Source organism: Halorubrum saccharovorum DSM 1137, from assembly GCF_000337915.1.
Classification (GTDB): domain Archaea; phylum Halobacteriota; class Halobacteria; order Halobacteriales; family Haloferacaceae; genus Halorubrum; species Halorubrum saccharovorum.
Map to the genome: position 1 here is coordinate 247,096 of NZ_AOJE01000060.1, position 16,720 is coordinate 263,815.

The 16,720-nt window shown below is 69.2% G+C and carries 15 protein-coding genes; 8 read left to right on the plus strand and 7 right to left on the minus strand.

What is annotated here, in order from left to right; genetic code table 11:
* Nucleotides 1-22: 22 nt before the first annotated feature.
* Nucleotides 23-2,743, minus strand: a complete 2,721-nt coding sequence (locus tag C471_RS12490) for a dipeptide ABC transporter ATP-binding protein (RefSeq protein ID WP_004049534.1) — start codon at nt 2,741-2,743, stop codon at nt 23-25.
* A gap of 82 nt (nt 2,744-2,825) precedes the next feature.
* On the opposite strand from C471_RS12490, the gene C471_RS12495 reads away from it, so the two are divergent.
* Both C471_RS12495 and C471_RS12500 read left to right on the plus strand, forming a co-directional pair.
* Nucleotides 2,826-3,311 carry a DUF7529 family protein gene (locus tag C471_RS12495; RefSeq protein WP_049909362.1) on the plus strand — a complete coding sequence of 162 codons (486 nt, stop codon included), beginning with the start codon at nt 2,826-2,828 and terminating at the stop codon, nt 3,309-3,311.
* Between the two features lie 65 nt (nt 3,312-3,376).
* Nucleotides 3,377-3,574: an HVO_0649 family zinc finger protein gene (locus tag C471_RS12500; RefSeq protein ID WP_004049536.1), complete on the plus strand. Its 198-nt coding sequence runs from the start codon at nt 3,377-3,379 to the stop codon at nt 3,572-3,574.
* A gap of 19 nt (nt 3,575-3,593) precedes the next feature.
* Here C471_RS12500 and C471_RS12505 read toward each other — a convergent pair whose 3' ends face one another.
* The 3 genes from C471_RS12505 to pth2 all read right to left on the minus strand — a co-directional run bounded on the left by C471_RS12505 (nt 3,594) and on the right by pth2 (nt 6,085).
* Nucleotides 3,594-4,148, minus strand: coding sequence for a GMP synthase subunit A (locus C471_RS12505; protein WP_004049537.1), 555 nt, complete (start codon nt 4,146-4,148; stop codon nt 3,594-3,596).
* 125 nt (nt 4,149-4,273) lie between these two features.
* Complete coding sequence (gene truD, locus C471_RS12510; RefSeq protein WP_004049538.1) at nt 4,274-5,746, minus strand: tRNA pseudouridine(13) synthase TruD; 1,473 nt, start codon at nt 5,744-5,746, stop codon at nt 4,274-4,276.
* Nucleotides 5,747-6,085, minus strand: a complete 339-nt coding sequence (gene pth2, locus C471_RS12515; RefSeq protein WP_004049539.1) for a peptidyl-tRNA hydrolase Pth2 — start codon at nt 6,083-6,085, stop codon at nt 5,747-5,749. It lies immediately after the preceding gene.
* A 144-nt stretch (nt 6,086-6,229) separates the two neighbouring features.
* Here pth2 and C471_RS12520 point away from each other — a divergent pair, with 144 nt between their 5' ends.
* From C471_RS12520 to C471_RS12540, 5 genes are all read left to right on the plus strand, one after another.
* On the plus strand, nt 6,230-6,655 hold the full coding sequence (locus C471_RS12520; RefSeq protein ID WP_004049540.1) for a cupredoxin domain-containing protein: 426 nt from the start codon (nt 6,230-6,232) through the stop codon (nt 6,653-6,655).
* A gap of 96 nt (nt 6,656-6,751) precedes the next feature.
* On the plus strand, nt 6,752-7,579 hold the full coding sequence (locus tag C471_RS12525; protein ID WP_004049541.1) for a sulfite exporter TauE/SafE family protein: 828 nt from the start codon (nt 6,752-6,754) through the stop codon (nt 7,577-7,579).
* A gap of 2 nt (nt 7,580-7,581) precedes the next feature.
* Complete coding sequence (locus tag C471_RS12530) at nt 7,582-10,104, plus strand: heavy metal translocating P-type ATPase (protein ID WP_004049542.1); 2,523 nt, start codon at nt 7,582-7,584, stop codon at nt 10,102-10,104.
* A gap of 132 nt (nt 10,105-10,236) precedes the next feature.
* Complete coding sequence (locus C471_RS12535; RefSeq protein WP_049909382.1) at nt 10,237-11,022, plus strand: aldo/keto reductase; 786 nt, start codon at nt 10,237-10,239, stop codon at nt 11,020-11,022.
* A gap of 108 nt (nt 11,023-11,130) precedes the next feature.
* Nucleotides 11,131-12,432 (plus strand): RNA-guided endonuclease InsQ/TnpB family protein, encoded by a 1,302-nt coding sequence (locus tag C471_RS12540; protein WP_004049544.1) that lies wholly within the window; start codon nt 11,131-11,133, stop codon nt 12,430-12,432.
* A 55-nt stretch (nt 12,433-12,487) separates the two neighbouring features.
* Here C471_RS12540 and C471_RS12545 read toward each other — a convergent pair whose 3' ends face one another.
* Complete coding sequence (locus tag C471_RS12545) at nt 12,488-12,721, minus strand: hypothetical protein (protein WP_004049545.1); 234 nt, start codon at nt 12,719-12,721, stop codon at nt 12,488-12,490.
* A 98-nt stretch (nt 12,722-12,819) separates the two neighbouring features.
* The gene (locus C471_RS12550; protein WP_004049546.1) at nt 12,820-14,682 is read right to left on the minus strand and encodes a S9 family peptidase; all 1,863 of its coding nucleotides are present in this window, start codon (nt 14,680-14,682) and stop codon (nt 12,820-12,822) included.
* A gap of 160 nt (nt 14,683-14,842) precedes the next feature.
* Between C471_RS12550 and C471_RS12555 the strand changes: the two genes are divergently transcribed.
* Nucleotides 14,843-15,892, plus strand: a complete 1,050-nt coding sequence (locus C471_RS12555) for a glycosyltransferase (protein ID WP_004049547.1) — start codon at nt 14,843-14,845, stop codon at nt 15,890-15,892.
* A 30-nt stretch (nt 15,893-15,922) separates the two neighbouring features.
* On the opposite strand, the gene C471_RS12560 is transcribed toward C471_RS12555, so the two are convergent.
* Nucleotides 15,923-16,555, minus strand: coding sequence for a halocyanin domain-containing protein (locus C471_RS12560; protein ID WP_004049548.1), 633 nt, complete (start codon nt 16,553-16,555; stop codon nt 15,923-15,925).
* Nucleotides 16,556-16,720: the final 165 nt, after the last annotated feature.

A 16,720-nucleotide genomic window follows, 5' to 3' on the forward strand; every position in this document is an offset into this window, starting at 1 on the left:
ATGCGTTTATTTGTTGTGCGGATCACTCATTGTGGAGGTGACAGGCGGCGGGGTGGTCGCTTTCGTCGAGCGCGGGATTGGATCGCTCGCAGACGCTCTCGAAGGTCTCGCGAAGCGTGGCCTCGGCCTCTTCCCACCGATCGTTCTTGAGATGTTCGAAGGACTCGGCGACGACCGCCCGCGCCTCTCCCGAGAGCGGACCGTCGAAGAAGTACTCGAAGAGGATCGGGTGTTCCCCGCCGTCGGTGACTGCGGTCGGCGCGGACTCGTCCTCGATACGGACCTCCGACTCGATGGCGTCGAGGTCGATGTCCCCGGACTCCAGGCGCTGTCGGTAGAACATCACCTCGCGATACCGCTCTTGGTCGATGTCCAGGTCGTCCGGCGGAATGATCGACGGGCATCGCGTGCGGAACCGGCAGCCGGAGGGCGGGTCGATCGGCGACGGGACGCCCCCCTTGAGGATCGTTCGGTCGCCCGTGTCGGCAAGGGGGTCCGGCTCCGGAATCGCGGACAGAAGCGCCCTCGTGTACGGGTGTTTCGGCGTCTCAAACAGTTCGTCCGTCTCGGCGACCTCGACGATCTGCCCGAGGTACATCACGGCCACTCGGTCGGAGATGTGGCGGACGACGCTCAGGTCGTGAGCGATGAACAGGAAGGTGAGCCCGAACTCCTCTTGGAGGTCCTCCAGGAGGTTGATGATCTGCGCCTGGACGGAGACGTCGAGCGCCGACACCGGCTCGTCGGCGACGATGAAGTCGGGATCCACCGCCAGCGCCCGCGCGATACCGACCCGCTGGCGCTGACCGCCGGAGAGCTCGTGGGGGTACCGGCCGAACTGGCCGCGCTCCAGCCCGACCGCGTCCATCAACTCGAAGACGCGCTCGCGGCGGCGCCCCTCGGCGAGGTCGTGGATCTTCAGCGGCTCCATGATCGTCTGCCCGGCCGTCATCCGCGGGTCCAGACTCGACATCGGGTCCTGGAACACCATCTGCATGTCCTTCCGGCGCTTCCGAAGCTCCGACTTCGAGAGAGATCCGAGCTCCTCGCCGGCGAAGACGACGGTGCCGTCGGTCGGCGGGTCGAGGTGGAGGATCGCTCGCCCCGCGGTTGACTTCCCGCAGCCGGACTCGCCGACGAGCCCGAGCGTCTCTCGCTCACGCACGTCGAAGTCGATCCCGTCGACGGCCTTGACGCTCGGGTCGCCGCCCCCGAGGACCCGGTCGAGCGGGCCGTCTTCCTGTTGGTAGTACTTCCGCATCCCGCGGACCCCGACGATCGGATCGCCGATGGCCGACCTGGCGCCGACTTCGACGCCTTCGGTTCCGTACGCGTCCTTGTCGAACTCGTCGTGGACGCACTTCGACCGATGGTCGACATCCGCCGGGCCGTGCTGGAGGAACGGGATCTCTCCCTCGCGGCACTGGGGCTCGGCCCACGGACAGCGCGACGCGAAGTGACACCCCTCGGGCATGTCGATCAGATCGGGAACGTTCCCCTCGATCGGGGTCAGCCGCTTCTTGTCCTCGGTCGGGATCGACTCGAGCAGCGTGTAGGTGTAGGGGTGGCTGGGGTTAGCGAAGATCTCTTCGACGGGGCCCTCCTCGACGATCTCGCCGGCGTACATCACGGCCACGCGGTCGCAGGTCTCGGCCACGACGCCGAGGTCGTGGGTGATCATCAGGACCGACATCCCGAACTCCGTCTGGAGGTCGTCGATCAGGTCGAGGATCTGCGCCTGGATCGTCACGTCGAGCGCCGTCGTCGGCTCGTCGGCGATGAGGAGCTTCGGCCGGCAGGCGAGCGCGATCGCGACGAGCACGCGCTGGCGCATCCCGCCGGAGAACTCGTGTGGATAGTCGTCCAGGCGCTGTTTCGCCTCCGGGATGCCGACCGCCTGGAGCATCCTGACAACCTCGTCCATCACCTCCTCGTCGCCCTCGCGGCCCCCGACCTTCGGGAGGATCTCGCCGATCCCGTTGAGCCAGGTGTCCCTCTTCTGACCGCCGTACCGATGGAGCCGCAGCGACTCGGCGATCTGTTCGCCGACGGTGATCGCCGGATTGAGCGAGGTCATCGGGTCCTGGAAGATCATTCCCATCTCTCCCCCGCGGATCCGGCGGACGGCGGCTTCGGGCGCGGCCGTCACGTCGACGATCCCCTCGTCGATGTCGACATCGCCCGGGTCCGCGCCGTCGCGGATCCGCTCCCGGGCACCGTCGTCGAGGTAGACGAAGCCGTCGACAGCCTCGTCGACCGCCGCAGCGAGTTCGCCGCCCACGTCCTCGGGGTCGTCGCGGTTCGCGAGGCGGTCGGCCGCGCGTCGGAGGTCGCCTGCGAGGTCCGCCGGGTCCGCGTCGGCGGCGAGGTCGTCGGCCATCCCGCGGAGCTCTGCCGGAGTGTCGGAGACGCGCTGTCCGGCGCGGAGGTCGCTGCTGACGGCCGCGAGCGCGTCGATCAGTTCGGAGGGGTATGGGACGTACGCGCCGGCGAACTCGTCGAGGAGGGAGGCGGCGAGTTCGGCGTCGGCGAGGGCGATCCGGCCGCCGACGATCTCGCCCGGATCGTCGACGAGGTCCATCGCGGAGAGGGCGGTAACGCTCTTACCGGATCCGGACTCGCCGACGAGGCCGACGGTTTCACCCTGCTCTATCGTGAGGTCGATGCCGTCGACGGCCTTGACCGCACCTCGTTCCGTTTTGAACTGGGTGCGGAGGGTCGAAAGTGAGAGGAGGTCCGTCACTACCAGCGGTAGCGCACGTCACAGAAAAATATCTTTGGGAGTGGTGGGAACCTTTTATGCCCTCCCCGGAACGTCTCCCGGTATGAGCGAATCCCCTGAGAACGGCGTCACTCCCAACGTACAGGCCAGAGAAGGCTGGCCAGCGGTCATCGAGGACATGGAGGCGACCGCCGCGGAGTATCGAGACCGCGGATGGACGACGCTCGAACTCCATCCCGGCGACTCGGTCCTCGTCGACTCGGACCGCCGAATCGGGATCGACGTCGTCCTCCCGGGCCCCGAGTTCGAGGACCTCGAATCGCTCGTCGAGGAGCGGTCGTTCCGAGATGTCGAGGTGTTCCGCGCCGAGGGCGACGGGCTGATGTACCTGCTCGTCGTCGAGGCCGACCCGGAGACCGAGACGGCCGTGTTCGTCCCCGCGTACTACGATCCGAGCTCGGCCCCGGAGGCGATCGAGTCGATCAGGGAGGCGGGGACGGTGGAGCTCTTCTGTCGCCGACTGAACGACGACACGGTGGAGTTCGTCCACGACGACCCGGCACCGTTCCTGCCGGAGACCGGCGAGTGACGCCGGGAGGCGGCCGCATCGCGACCACCGTTAACTATTCACGTGATGGTGTGTAACGGTAACGCATGTCATCCAGCTACGGCGGCACGTCGGCCTTCGATCGGCTCCGCGCGCGGCTTGACGGTCAGGCATACGCCTGTGAGGAGTGCGGCTACGTCGACGAGGAGGGATCGTGGGAGGCGGTGACGACGGGCGCGACCGTCGAGTACCGCCGAGAGTGCCCGAGCTGCGGGACCGAGCGCGTTAGGAAGTTCCGCCTCTGAGACGGCCGGGTACGATCGCCTACGACGACTCGCAGACCGCGACGAAGTTCTCGAACACTTCCTCACCGCGCTCGGTGTGAGCGACCTCCGGGTGCCACTGGACGCCGTACAGCCCGGCGTCGACGTTCGACATCGCCTCCACGTCGCAGACGTCGGAGGTCGCGGTCCTGACGAACCCCTCGGGGACCTTGGTCACCTCGTCGGCGTGGGAGGCCCAGACGCGCGTCTCAGGGGCCAGCGAGCCGACGAGCGGGTCTTCCTCGTCGACGATCTCCACGTCGACGTCGGCGTAGCCGCCGTAGTCGCCGCCGCCGACTGTCCCGCCGCGCTCGACCGCGATCAGCTGCATCCCGAGGCAGATGCCGAGCACGGGCACGTCCAGATCGAGGTAGTCGGGAGCGTTGCCGACGCGGTCCATGTCGGGGCCCCCGGAGAGGACGATCCCGTCGGCGTCGAGCTCAGCCGGGGGCGTGTCCGCCGAGACGATCTCGGTGTCGACGCCCACGTCGCGGAGCGCCCGCCGTTCGAGGTGGGTGAACTGGCCGTGGAGGTCGATGACGACGATCCGGGTCATGGCGTCGATTGGCGGCTCCCGCACAAAAACGGCTCGGAACGGAGCGCAGTATCGTGGTGGTTTCGGACGCTGAAACCAGCTGATAATACACGAACACGGATCGAATTACGGAACGGGCGAACCGGTCAGAGGTCGAGCGGCCCGCTCTTCGTGAACTCCCGAAGCAGCACCGTCGCGTACGACCCGCTCGGAAGCGCGAACGCGAACCGCGGGTCGCCGGCCTCGAACGCCACGTCGAGGTCGCTCCGGAGGAGGATCGCCCGCCGGGTGCCCGACGAGTCGAACTCTCCGGGGAGCGCGAAGTCGCCGGGCTCGATCCCGGCGTCGTCGAGGACCTCCCGCTCGATCTCGCCGGGCTCGCCGCCGCCGAGGTCGGTCTCCGTCCCGACGAGGGGCGCGGTGACGAAGGCCCGTCCGCGCTCGCAGTGGCGGGTGACGATGGAGACCCTGTCCTCGTCGACCGCTTGGAGTCGGTCCGCGTCGGGCGCGTACAGCTCGTCCGGCGCGTCGGCGTCGGCGAAACACACCACGTCGCCGGCGACGGGGCGGTCGAACGGGAGCCCGCGGCGCAGCCGCTCGCTCAGGACCCGGTTGAAGAGGAACGACTGCGCGGCGTTGACGAACAGGCGCTGGAGGTTCGAGGGGACCGCCTCCAGCGCGTGCCGCCAGCCCTCGTGGTCCGGGGGCGCGTCGGGGGTCACGCCGCGCTCGGCGAGGCGGTGGACCATCGAGCGCTCGAACCGGAGCTTGCCGGGGATCGCGTCGAGGCAGGCCTCCCAGTCGCCGTCGCCGGTGCCGTCGGCGGTGCGGTCGGCGTCGTCACCCTCGCCGTCTCCCCCGACCCCGAACGCGGCGTCCACCCGGTCACGGGCGGCGCGGGTGTCGTCCGGCTCCGCCTCCGAGGGGTTACCGGCGTACAGCCGCACCGCCTCGCGGAAGTCGCCGCGGACGACCGCGAGCCCGACGCGGTGGGTGACGGGCCGCCGGCTCCCGAAGCGCTGCTGGCCGAAGTAGTTGGGGACGCCGACCGTGGCGTCGTCGCCGTCGCTCGGGCCGCCACCTCCCGATTCTTCCCCGTCTCCGCCGAACGCGCGCAGGTCGCCGACCACGTCGGCGACGCGCTCGGGGGCCTCCGGGACCGTATCGGCGACCTGGATCTCGAAGGCGTTGCCCGCGAGGTCGCCGAACGAGAGCCCGCGGCCGGCGCGACCGACGGCCTCGATCTCGGCGCCGCGGATCTCGGGGAGGTCGCCCGGGTCGACCTCCCGGAGCGTGAACAGCTGGGTGGTGACGGCGCGTTTGTCCTTCGTCCCCGCCCACGAGACGCGCTCGCGGCTGATGCCGAGCGCGTCGGAGATCCGGCGCGCGAAGTCGTTCGTGTCCCAGTCGCGGAGCGTGACGCGGACGACGAGCTCGGGGTAGCTCCCGGTGTCCGCGCCGAGCGGCTCCGGCTCGAACGCCTCCAGCTCGCGGACGCGGAAGTCCTCGGGCGACTCGCGGAGCCGCCCGCCGATGCCGTCGGCGTCGCTGACGTAGTGGTCGATGCCCGCGGCGCGCTCGACCGGGTGCGCCTCGCGGAGGGGGAGTGAGGGGGCCATCTAGTACAGCGAGAGGTCGCCGGTCACCCGGTCGACGGTGTCGTCGCGGGCGGGCCCCACGGCGAGCGCGGTGACGGTCCCCGGCTCCAGCTGGGTGTGCCCGGCGTCGCGGACGATCGCGTACGGGATCCCCTCCTTGTCGGCCTTGTCGGCCAGCTCGAACAGCAGGCCCTCGGAGTCGCCCTTGAGAACGATCTTCTTCTGCCCCTCGCCCTGCCACTTCTTGCGGGCGCGCCGCCCCGCGTCCTGGTACGCCGACAGCGACGCGTGCGCGACCTGCGCGGCGAGCTTCCCCTCGCCCATGCCGATGTCGGTGCGGGCGACGATGGCCTGTTTCATGTCACTCTCCACCGCCGCCGCGGGTTTAGCGTTTGTCTCTCGGCAGTCGCCTCGGCCGATCAGCCCTCGACGGGCGACCCGTCGCGGTTCTCATTCGGTGGGGCCAACCGCGGTATTGAAACGCCTGAGGAACGCAGTGCGACCATGCACCGCAGACGGTTTCTCCGGCGAACCGGCGCCGCCGCGAGCGTCGGCGCGCTGACGGGGCTCGCCGGCTGTGCCGGCGTCGGCGGCGAGCCGGGATACGACGTTGGGATGCTGGCGTCCGCGTTTCAGCCGGCCGAGGTGACGGTCGCCGTCGGCGACACCGTCGTCTGGGAGAACACGAGCGCGCGCGGCCACACGGTCACCGCCTACGAGAGCGCGATCCCGGACGAGGCCGACTACTTCGCCTCGGGCGGCTACGACGGCGAGGAGGCGGCCCGTGAGGGCTGGTCAGAGGAGTTCGGGGGCCGCTTGGAGAACGGCGACCGCTACTCGCAGACCTTCGAGGTCGCCGGCCGCTACGACTACGTGTGCATCCCTCACGAGACCGGGGGGATGATCGGAACCGTCGTCGTGGAGGAGTGACGATGGGCCCGCCGCGCGCGCGCCGCTCGCACTCCGCACGTATCGATCGACGAAACCCATTAGCGCTCGCGACGCCAACGTCTACCAACTGACCTCATGGCCATCTCGACGCTCCTCGGGACCGACGTTCTGCTGTTCCTCGCCATCGGGCTGCTCGGCGGCGCCCACTGCATCGGGATGTGCGGTCCGCTCGTCACGGTGTACGCCGGGCGGATGCGTGAGGGGAGCGAGCGTGCCGACGGCGGATCGCCCACCGCCGGCGCGACCGCCGACCGCCGCGGGAGCCACCTGACGACCTACGAGGTCCGCCAGCACGCCCTGTTCAACCTCGGACGGGCCGCGAGCTACGCGACGATCGGCGCGGCGCTCGGCGCCCTCGGCGGGGCCGTCCTCGTCACGACGGCGACGTTGACGGGCGCGGCGGAGGCGGTCCGCGGCGTCGTCGGCCTGGGCGTCGGCGCGGCCGTGATCCTCGTCGGCGTCCGGTACGCGCTCGGCGGCGCGACCGGCGGGATCCACCTCCCCGGCCTCGACCGGGTCACCGGCTGGCTCACGGGCCACGTCGACCGGCTCGCTAACGGCCCCGGGATCGTCGGGCTCGGCGCGGTCCACGGGCTGCTCCCCTGTCCGATCCTCTACCCCGCTTACCTCTACGCGTTCGCCAGCGGCTCCGCCGTCAGCGGCGCGCTCGCGCTCGGCGCGCTCGGCGTCGGCACGATGCCAGCCGTCTTCCTCTACGGCACCGTCATCGAAAGCGTCGACGCGGTCCACCGCCGCCGGGTCCACCGCCTGCTCGGCGTCGCCTTCGTGGCGCTCGGCTACGTCCTGTTCGCGCACGGGTTGATGTCGGTCGGCGTCCACGTACCGCACCCGAGCCTGCCGTTCTGGAACCCGATCGATGTCGCGGCCGCGGGGGGACACTGAAGATGGCGCCCGACTGCACCCTCTGTGAGCTCCCGACCGACGGCGTCGACGTGGTCGACGAGGACGGCAACGAGTTCTGCTGTACCGGCTGTCGGGACGTGTACGAGACGCTCGGCGACGTCGATGTCGACGCCGAGGCGGTGCGCGAACGGCGGCAGGGGAACGGGGGCGAGAGCGGTGGCGACGCCCCCGGTGCCGACTCCGAGGTCCCCGCCGGCCACGAGGCGACGTTCCTCGAAGTCGACGGGATGCACTGCGCGACCTGCGAGGCGTTCATCGAGACGGTCGCCACGGACACCGAGGGCGTCAGCGCCGCCAGCGCGAGCTACGTCACGGACACGGTCCGGATCGATCACGACCCCGACGCCGTCTCCGCAGACGACCTCTCGGAGGCGGTGAGCGGGCTCGGCTACAGCGCGTACGACCGCGACGACGCCTTCTCGCGCCGACAGGCGGACAACATGGCGACGGCGCGGCTCGCGGCCGGCGTGCTCGTCGGGATGGCGGTGATGCTCCAGTACGTCGTCATCATCTACCCGACGTACTTCGCGTTCCCGTTCTACAACGAGCGCACCTTGGAGTACCTCGACCAGGCGATGTCGTCGACGTCGGGGACGTACTTCTTCATCGTGATCGCCGTGTTGACGACGGTGGTCCTGCTCGTCACCGGGAAGCCGATCCTCAGGGGGGCGTACGTCAGCGCGAAGACGCGGTCGCCGAACATGGACTTACTCGTCGCGATCGCCGCCGTGAGCGCGTACGTCTACAGCACGCTCGCCGTGATATTCGTCGAATCGCCCTCGGTCTACTACGACGTGACCGTCGCGATCATCGTGATCGTCACCGTCGGCAACCACTACGAGGACTCGATCAAAAAGCGGGCGACCGAACTCCTCTCCGATCTCACCGCGGTGCAGGTCGACAGCGCCCGGCGGATCGCTGACGGCGGTGAGGGTACCGGCGAGGGGGGCGCGACCGAGGAGGTCGCCATCGACGACCTCGCGCCCGGCGACCGCTTGCTCGTGCGCGCCGGCGAGCGGGTCCCGGTCGACGGCGAGGCGATCGCGGGCGACGCCGCCGTCGACGAGTCCGTCGTCACGGGCGAGTCGATGCCGGTCCGGAAGACCGCCGGCGACGCCGTGGTCGGCGGCTCCGTGGTCGCGGACGGCTCGCTGACGGTCGAGGTCGGCCCGGACGCGACCTCCAGCCTCGACCGCGTCGCCGAACTCGTCTGGGACCTCCAGAGCGGGAACCACGGCGTCCAGAAGCTTGCCGACCGGCTGGCGACGGTGTTCGTGCCGGTCGTGCTCGCCGTCGCGCTCCTCGCCGCCGCCGCGAACCTCGCGCTCGGCAACGGGGTGACGGAGGCGATGCTCGTGGGGCTCACGGTGCTCATCGTGTCGTGTCCGTGCGCGCTCGGGCTCGCGACCCCGCTCGCGGTCGCCGCCGGGATCCGCGACGCGCTCGAACGCTCCATCGTGATATTCGACGACACCGTCTTCGAGCGCCTCCGCGGCGCCGACACCGTCGTCTTCGACAAGACGGGGACGCTCACCACCGGCGAGATGCGGGTGGTCTCTTCCGACCTCGACGACGACCTGCTCCGGCTCGCCGCCGCCGTCGAGGAGCGCTCGTCGCACCCGGTCGGACGGGCGATCGCCGCGGCGCGCTCGGGAGCCGGCGTCCTCGGCGACGCCGGTACGGCGTCGGGCTCCGACACGGGGTCGCCGGCGGTCGCCGACGGCGGGGAAGTGAAGTCGGCAGAAGCCGACGACGGGGATACCCTCTCAGTCACCGACTTCGAGAGCCACGCCCGCGGCGTCTCCGGCCTCGTCGGCGGGATCGAGGTCATCGTGGGGCACCCGGACCTGTTCGACGAGCGCGGGTGGACCGTTCCCGGCGAGATCCGCGAGGCGGTCGCGGCGGCGCGCGACGTGGGCCGCGTCCCGGTCGCGGTCGGGCGCGACGGCGCCGCGGAGGGAGTCGTCGTGGTCGGCGACGAGCTGCGCGAGGGGTGGGAAGAGACAGTGACCGAACTCGCCGACTCGGGCGTCGAGGTGGTCGTGCTGACGGGGGACGACGAGCGCGCGGCGACCGTCTTCAGCGAGCACGACGCGGTCTCGTCGGTGTTCGCAGGCGTCCCGCCCGAGGGCAAAGCCGAGACCGTCGAGCGGCTGAAGGCGCGCGGGCGGACGGTGATGGTCGGCGACGGCACCAACGACGCGCCAGCGCTCGCCGCGGCGGACCTCGGCGTCGCGCTCGGCGGCGGGACGGCGATGGCGGCCGACGCGGCCGACGTGGCGATCGTCGACGACGACCTCGGCTCCGTGGCGACCGTCTTCGAGCTCTCGCGGGCCGCGGGCCGGCGCGTGAAGGGGAACATCGGCTGGGCGTTCTGCTACAACGCGGTCGCGATCCCGCTCGCGGTGACCGGTCTCCTCAATCCGCTGTTCGCCGCGGTCGCGATGGGAGCCTCCAGCCTGCTCGTCGTGGGGAACTCCTCGCGGGCGCTGCTCGACGACTGACGAGGGGCTCCGACGGGCCTCTCCCCCGCGACGGATTCGACCACCGGGACCGCAAGCGACTTTCGGCTCACGCGACTATCGTGGCGTATGTCACAGGAGCCGCGGTCTTTCGACGCGTCGACCAACGACGGGATGCCGGCCCTCGGGCTCGGGACGTGGGAAAACGACGACCCCGCGCAGTGTACCGAGTCCGTCAAAACGGCCTTGGAAGCGGGCTACCGCCACGTCGACACGGCCCAGATCTACGGCAACGAGGCCGCCGTCGGTGAGGGGATCGCCGCGGCCGACGTGGACCGCGACGACGTGTTCCTCGCCACGAAGGTGTGGATCGACAACCTCGCGCCCGAGGACGTGGCCGCCTCGACCCGAGAGAGCCTCCAGAAGCTCGACACCGGGTACGTCGACCTGCTGTACGTCCACTGGCCGGCCGGCGAGTACGACCCCGAGGAGACGCTGCCCGCGTTCGCGGAGCTCCGCGACGACGGCCTGATCGACCGGATCGGGGTCTCGAACTTCGAGCCGCACCACCTCGACGCCGCGACCGACGCCCTCGGCGAGGCGCCGTTCGCGAACCAGGTGGAGTGTCACCCGCTGCTCCGCCAGGAGGAGCTTCGCGAGTACGCCGCCGCCAACGACGTCGAACTCGTCGGCTACTCGCCGCTCGCCCGCGGGCAGATCCTCGACGATCCGACCGTCGCCGAGATCGCCGAGAAACACGGCGTCAGCGCGGCACAGGTGAGCCTCGCGTGGCTCCGCGAGAAGGGTGTCACGGCCATCCCGAAGGCGACCGGCGAGGAGCACCTCCGTGACAACTGGGCGAGCCTCGGGCTCGAACTGGACGACGAGGACGTCGAGGCGATCGACACGCTCGGCCGGACCGACCGCCAGCTGAATCCGGACTTCGGCCCGGACTGGTAGACGGACGGCGATTCACATTACTCGTCAGAATCAACGGGCGATAGCAACTTGACTCCCCACCACCAGCCGCAAAATATATAAATAAATGGATTAACATGTGAAATACAGATGGGGGACGTGATTCGCACCGTCAAGGTCAAACTCGACGTGTCCGACGAGCGATGCGACGACCTCCATCAGACGAAAGAGCAGTTCCTCCACTGTGCGAACACGACCGCGGAATGGGCGTGGAGACACCCGGACGAGCACTGCGTCACCTCCAAACAACAAGCCGAGAACGCGCTCTACGACCGACTCCGGGACGAGACGGAGTTGACTGCGAACCTCGTCCAGAAGGGGATTCGACGCGCTATCGAGGCCATCAAAAGCGGTGTTGCCCGACTCAAAAAGGGCGAACCCACCAGCCAACCGCACTTCGACGCGTGGAGCGTTGTCTACGACAAGCGCAGCGCGACGTTCCACCGCGACTACGTCTCTCTGTCCACGGTAAACGGGCGTGTCGAGTGTGAGTACGTACTTCCTGACGATCCGACAGGAACACCGATTGGCGAGTACCTACTGAACGAGGAGTACGAGTTTCGGATGTCCACGCTCCAGTACGACCGCTCGACCGACTCATTCTACCTCCACGCGCGAATGCGCCGCACCGAACGCGACGACCACGAGCAGTCCACGGCTGCTTCTAACGCCGAGCACAGAACAGTCCTTGGCGTTGACCTGAACGTGGACGGCTCGCTCGCCGTGACTTCCACGGGTGCGTTCATCGGCAATTCCGACGAGATCAACCATCGACGCCGCGAGTTCGAGAAGACGCGCGGATCGATGCAGCAGACAGGGACACGGTCGGCGCACCTGTCGATCCAGTCGATGGACGATCGCGAACACCGCTGGATACAGGACGAACTCCATCGTGCTTCGAACCAGATTCTCGACGAAGCTCGCGATCACGGATGTACGCACGTCGCGTTCGAGAACTTGACCGATATCCGCGATCGGATGGCTGGTGCGAAGCGATTCCACGCGTGGGCGTTCCGCCGCTTGTACGAGTACGTCGAGTACAAAGCTGAGCTGCTCGATGTTGAGGTCGAGCAGGTGAGCCCGGCGTACACGAGCCAGCGGTGTTCGAAGTGCGGCTTTACACACGAGAGGAATCGGCGCTCGAAACACCAGTTCGCGTGTCAGAAGTGCGAGTACGAGCTGAACGCGGACTACAACGCGAGCAAGAACATCGCTCGGAAACTGATGAAACGACTCCATTCGGGGCAGACGTCTTCGGATGGAGGCGCACCCTGTCAGTGTGCGCTGACGTCAGGGACGCTGAACCTGAAGGGCGGAGTCACCGCCAGCGTCGATTCGACGACAGAAGGGGAGTCCACTGACAAGCCCACGACTTCAGTCGTGGGTTACTGACTTTTCAAGATGAGTTATAAACGATCGATCCGCGGAAGCCGTCGTTCTAGCGGCGTTACGCCTCGTTCTCGGGCGTCGCGAACCCGACGCCGCCGGCGAGGATCGCCGTTCCGGCGAGGACGGTCGCTCCGAGCACGACGAACCCGTCGGCCGGACTCAGTCCGGCGATCGACGCCGCGGCGTCCACGACGAACACCGTGACGAACAGGCTCAGGACGGCGAACGCGAGCATGACGAACCCGGCGAGCAAGGCGCTGGCTAACGAGCCGAAGGCATCGAGAATTCCCATAACGTACAGTAATCCCCTCCCGTGCGTAAATATGTGGCCGTATCCGCTGATCGAGTCGGGGAGCTGATACGAAGTCTTCGGCGAACGATCGGTCGACGTTAGACGTGCTCCGCGAGGAAGTCGACGACCGCGCGGTACGCCTCGATCCGGTTCTCCAGCTTCGAGAAGCCGTGTCCCTCGTCGTCGAAGATCAGCTTCCGGACGGGGACGCCCTGCTCGCGCGCCCGCTCGACGATCTGTTCGGCCTCGCCGACGGGCACCCGCGGGTCGTTCGCGCCGTGGAGGACGAACAGCGGCGACTCGATCGCCTCGATGTTGTTGATCGGTGAGATCGATTCTAAGAACTCTCGGTCCTCGTCGAGCGACCCGTACTCGGCCTCGCGGAGTTCGCGGCGCCAGTCGCCGGTGTTCTCTAAGAACGTGACGAAGTTCGCGATGCCGACGACGTCGACGCCGGCGGCCCACAGGTCGGGGTACTCGGTCAGCGCGGCGAGCACCATGAACCCGCCGTAGGATCCGCCCATGGCGACGACGCGGTCGGGGTCGACCTCGGGGTGGTCGTGGAGCCACTCGACGCCCGCCCGAACGTCCGCGACCGAGTCCATCCGCTTCTCCACGTCGTCGAGCGCGGAGTACGCCTTCCCGTACCCGGAGGACCCGCGGACGTTCGGCTCGAACACGGCGTACCCGTTGTTCAGCAGGTACTGCTTGACGGAGGCGAAAGAGGGGCGGCGCTGCGACTCGGGCCCGCCGTGGATGTCGACGACGACGGGGTAGCCGGCCTCGGGCGGCTCCGTCTCCGGCACGGAGAAGAACGCGGGGATCTCCCGGCCGTCGAACGTCGGGTAGTGGACGAGTTCCGGCTCGACGAACGTGTCCGGCGGGATGCCGGCAGTCGAGGCCGCTGTCCAGCGCTCCGTCTCGCCGGTCGTCGCGTCGACGACGTAGACGTTCGCGTTGTGGGTGCTGCCGGTCGCGGTGATCGCGAAGCGGTTCCCGTCCGGCCCGAAGCTCACCCCGCCGGCGACGCCTCTTGGGAGGTCGGGCGTCGGAAGCGGATCGATCCGGTCGGGCTCGACCAGTTCGCCGACCGTGATCTCGGTGTAGCCGTCGACGTTGCGCGAGTACACGACGCGGCGGGACTCCTCGTGAACCGCGACGCCGTCGACGTTCCAGCCGTCGTCGCCGCCGGGCTTCGCGGGAGCGTCGCCCGCATCTCCCGCCCCAGCTTCGCCTTCCCCGGACGCGACGACGGAGAAATCGCCGGTCGCGAGGTCGAGCCGTTCCAACCGGAGCGTGTCGCTGTCGCGGTCGGTGACGAGGTAGAGCCCCTCGCCGTCGGGGCCCCACTCCGGGCTGCCGTACCGCACGTCGGCCTCGTGAGGCGTGTGGTGGGTCAGATCGCCGGTCGCGACGTCGAGGGTGTACACGTCGTGGTCGAACGAGGAGTGGGCCTCGTGGACGATCAGCCGGTCGTCGCTCGGCGACCAGCCGGCGACGGAGAGCCAGCCGTCGCCTTCGTAGACGAGTTCGGCGTCGTCGCCCGTCGCCTCCCGATCCTGGACGTACACGTCGAAAACGGCCTCGTCGCGGCGGTTCGAAGCGAACGCGAAGCGGTCGCCCTCGCCGTCCCACCCGCCCCAGCGGTGTTTCGCCTCCGGGCGCTCGGTGAGGTCGGTGATCTCGCCCGACTCGTAGTTCAGCAGGTACAGCTGGGCGCGCTCGTTGCCGCCCTCGTCCATGCCGAAGACGGCCTCCGCGCGCTCGGGCGAGGAGTCGACGAACGAGACCGACTCCTCGAAGAACGTGTGCTGTTCGGGCCACCCGAGGGGCTCGTCGAGCGACCACACCTGTCCGGTCCCGGTGGTGTTCAGCAGGAAGGAGAGCCGCCCGTCGGGACCCAAGTCCGCCCCGCCGGCGTTCCGTACGTTGAGGTATCGCTCGATGTCGTACCGATGCATAGGGTCAGGTTCCCCGCGCGGTGGGAAACCGTTTCGGGTGGGGTGCGGGCCGAACGGCCGCGAGCGCGCCGTCGGTTGCCCCCCGGTCGGGCCTCTCCCGTCCCTCTTCCCTCCGCCGGATGCCGTGTCTTTTTATCCGCCCCAGCCGTCCGGTCGGCGTATGCGCGTCGCGTTCGTCTCGCTTTTCGCACCCGGCCACGGCGACACGCCGGCGCGGTCGCGGACGCGACGGTTCGCCCGCGGGCTCGCCGAGCGCGGTCACGACGTGGTCTGGCTCTGCGCCCGCTGGTGGGGCGGCGACCACGACGCCTTCTCCGAGGACGGGATCGCGTACCGGTCGGTGACCGCCGAGCCGTCGCCGTCGGCGTTCGCGGCCCGGCTCCCGCTGGCGCTCCGCCGGGTCGACCCCGACGTGGTCCACGCGGTCAACACCCCGCCGACGCCCGGGATCGCCGCGACCGTCGCGGGCACCCTCTCTCGAACTCCCGTCGTCGTCGACTGGTGGCGCGACCACCCCGCCGACTCCCGCCGGCGGTATCGGCTGCTCGCCCGGCGGGCCGACGCCGTCACGACGCCCTCGCGGACGACCAAGACCCGCGTTCGGGAGCACGGCGCCGCCGGCGAGGACGTGCGGGTGATCCCCGAGGGTATCGACTTCGACCTCGTCGAATCCGCCGACGTCGACGACCGCTTCGACGCTGTGTACGCCCGGCGACTGGACCGCCACGCCAACGTCGAGACGTTCCTGCTCGGGCTCGCGGAGCTCCGCGACCGCGACTGGACCGCCGCCGTCGTCGGCGACGGGCCCGAGCGCGCACGGATCGAGTCGACCGCGAGCGACCTCCGGATCGACGACCGCGTGTCGTTCCTCGGCGACCTCCCGCTCCGTGAGCGTGTGGCGCTGTTCAAGGGGACCCACGTGGCGGTGGCGACGGCGACGTGGGAGACGTTCGCGACCGATCTGCTGTGGGCGCTGGCGTGCGGCTGCGTCGCCCTCGTCGAGTACCAGGCGGATTCGAGCGCCCACGAGCTCGTGGAGGGGCGTCAGCGCGGACGGCTCGTCACGAGCCCGGCCGAGCTCGCCGACGAGTTCGTCGCGGTCGGCGAGCTCGACCGGAAGTCGGTCGAGCGCGACTTCGCGTCCTACGACCACGACGCGGTGCTCGACCGGGTGGTCGACGCGTACCGCGGGCTCCTGGACGGAGCGTAGGACCGGGAAAAGCGGGACCGCGACGAGCGACTACTCGTCGTCCTGCGTGATCGTGCCGCCGTACTTCATGAAGACGAAGGCGAGCCCGAGCGTGCTCACCATCGCGACGAACGTCGCGACGCTGAGCGCGCGGGCGCCTTGGGGGACGAACACGACGCCGGACGCGCCGCCCCCACCGGTCGACTCGGTCTCGATGTCGCCGCCGACGGCGAGGCCGCCGTGCATCCCGACCGCGGTGTGGGGCACGCAGTGGTAGTGGGTGATCCCCACGTCCTCCTCGCTCGTCTCGTACTCGTAGGTGTACCCCTCCTCGCCGACCGGGTCGCCGCTGTCGAGGCTGGCCGGGCCACCGCCCTCGACCGTCTGAACGTTGTGGTCGCCGCCGTTGCCTGTCCACTCGAAGATCACCGTCGTGCCGGGGTCGACCCACAACAGGGTCGGGTCGAACGCGAGCCCGGTGTCGCCCGCGCCGACCTGGACGGTCACCTCGCTCTGGCCGCGGGCGTCTTGGTACGATCCGACGTTCCCTTCAGCCCCGCTCGGCCAGACCGGCTGCTCCTCCTGTGCCGCCGCGGTCCCCGTCGCCGCCGTCGCTCCCGCGACGCCGGCCGCGCCGCCGGCGGTCCGGATGAACCTGCGCCGAGAGACGTCGTCCGTGCTCATACACCCCGGTTTGTGACGGCCTATAGTGAATATGTTGATCCGAGCGTGGTCTCCCGTCCCGATCGACGCCCTGATCGATAGCGGGAGTAGGTATAGCGAATTGGTGAAATAGTTGTTTATAAGCGATCGAGTGATGTTGCTATCGGCTGTTTATAAGTCTCTGAC

Coding starts and splice junctions, on each gene's coding strand:
- C471_RS12495 (WP_049909362.1), top strand. CDS start 2,826: ATGAGCGAATCCCCTGAGAACGGCGTCACTCCCAACGTACAGGCCAGA.
- C471_RS12500 (WP_004049536.1), top strand. CDS start 3,377: ATGTCATCCAGCTACGGCGGCACGTCGGCCTTCGATCGGCTCCGCGCG.
- C471_RS12505 (WP_004049537.1), bottom strand. CDS start 4,148: ATGACCCGGATCGTCGTCATCGACCTCCACGGCCAGTTCACCCACCTC.
- truD (WP_004049538.1), bottom strand. CDS start 5,746: ATGGCCCCCTCACTCCCCCTCCGCGAGGCGCACCCGGTCGAGCGCGCC.
- pth2 (WP_004049539.1), bottom strand. CDS start 6,085: ATGAAACAGGCCATCGTCGCCCGCACCGACATCGGCATGGGCGAGGGG.
- C471_RS12520 (WP_004049540.1), top strand. CDS start 6,230: ATGCACCGCAGACGGTTTCTCCGGCGAACCGGCGCCGCCGCGAGCGTC.
- C471_RS12525 (WP_004049541.1), top strand. CDS start 6,752: ATGGCCATCTCGACGCTCCTCGGGACCGACGTTCTGCTGTTCCTCGCC.
- C471_RS12530 (WP_004049542.1), top strand. CDS start 7,582: ATGGCGCCCGACTGCACCCTCTGTGAGCTCCCGACCGACGGCGTCGAC.
- C471_RS12535 (WP_049909382.1), top strand. CDS start 10,237: ATGCCGGCCCTCGGGCTCGGGACGTGGGAAAACGACGACCCCGCGCAG.
- C471_RS12540 (WP_004049544.1), top strand. CDS start 11,131: ATGGGGGACGTGATTCGCACCGTCAAGGTCAAACTCGACGTGTCCGAC.
- C471_RS12545 (WP_004049545.1), bottom strand. CDS start 12,721: ATGGGAATTCTCGATGCCTTCGGCTCGTTAGCCAGCGCCTTGCTCGCC.
- C471_RS12550 (WP_004049546.1), bottom strand. CDS start 14,682: ATGCATCGGTACGACATCGAGCGATACCTCAACGTACGGAACGCCGGC.
- C471_RS12555 (WP_004049547.1), top strand. CDS start 14,843: ATGCGCGTCGCGTTCGTCTCGCTTTTCGCACCCGGCCACGGCGACACG.
- C471_RS12560 (WP_004049548.1), bottom strand. CDS start 16,555: ATGAGCACGGACGACGTCTCTCGGCGCAGGTTCATCCGGACCGCCGGC.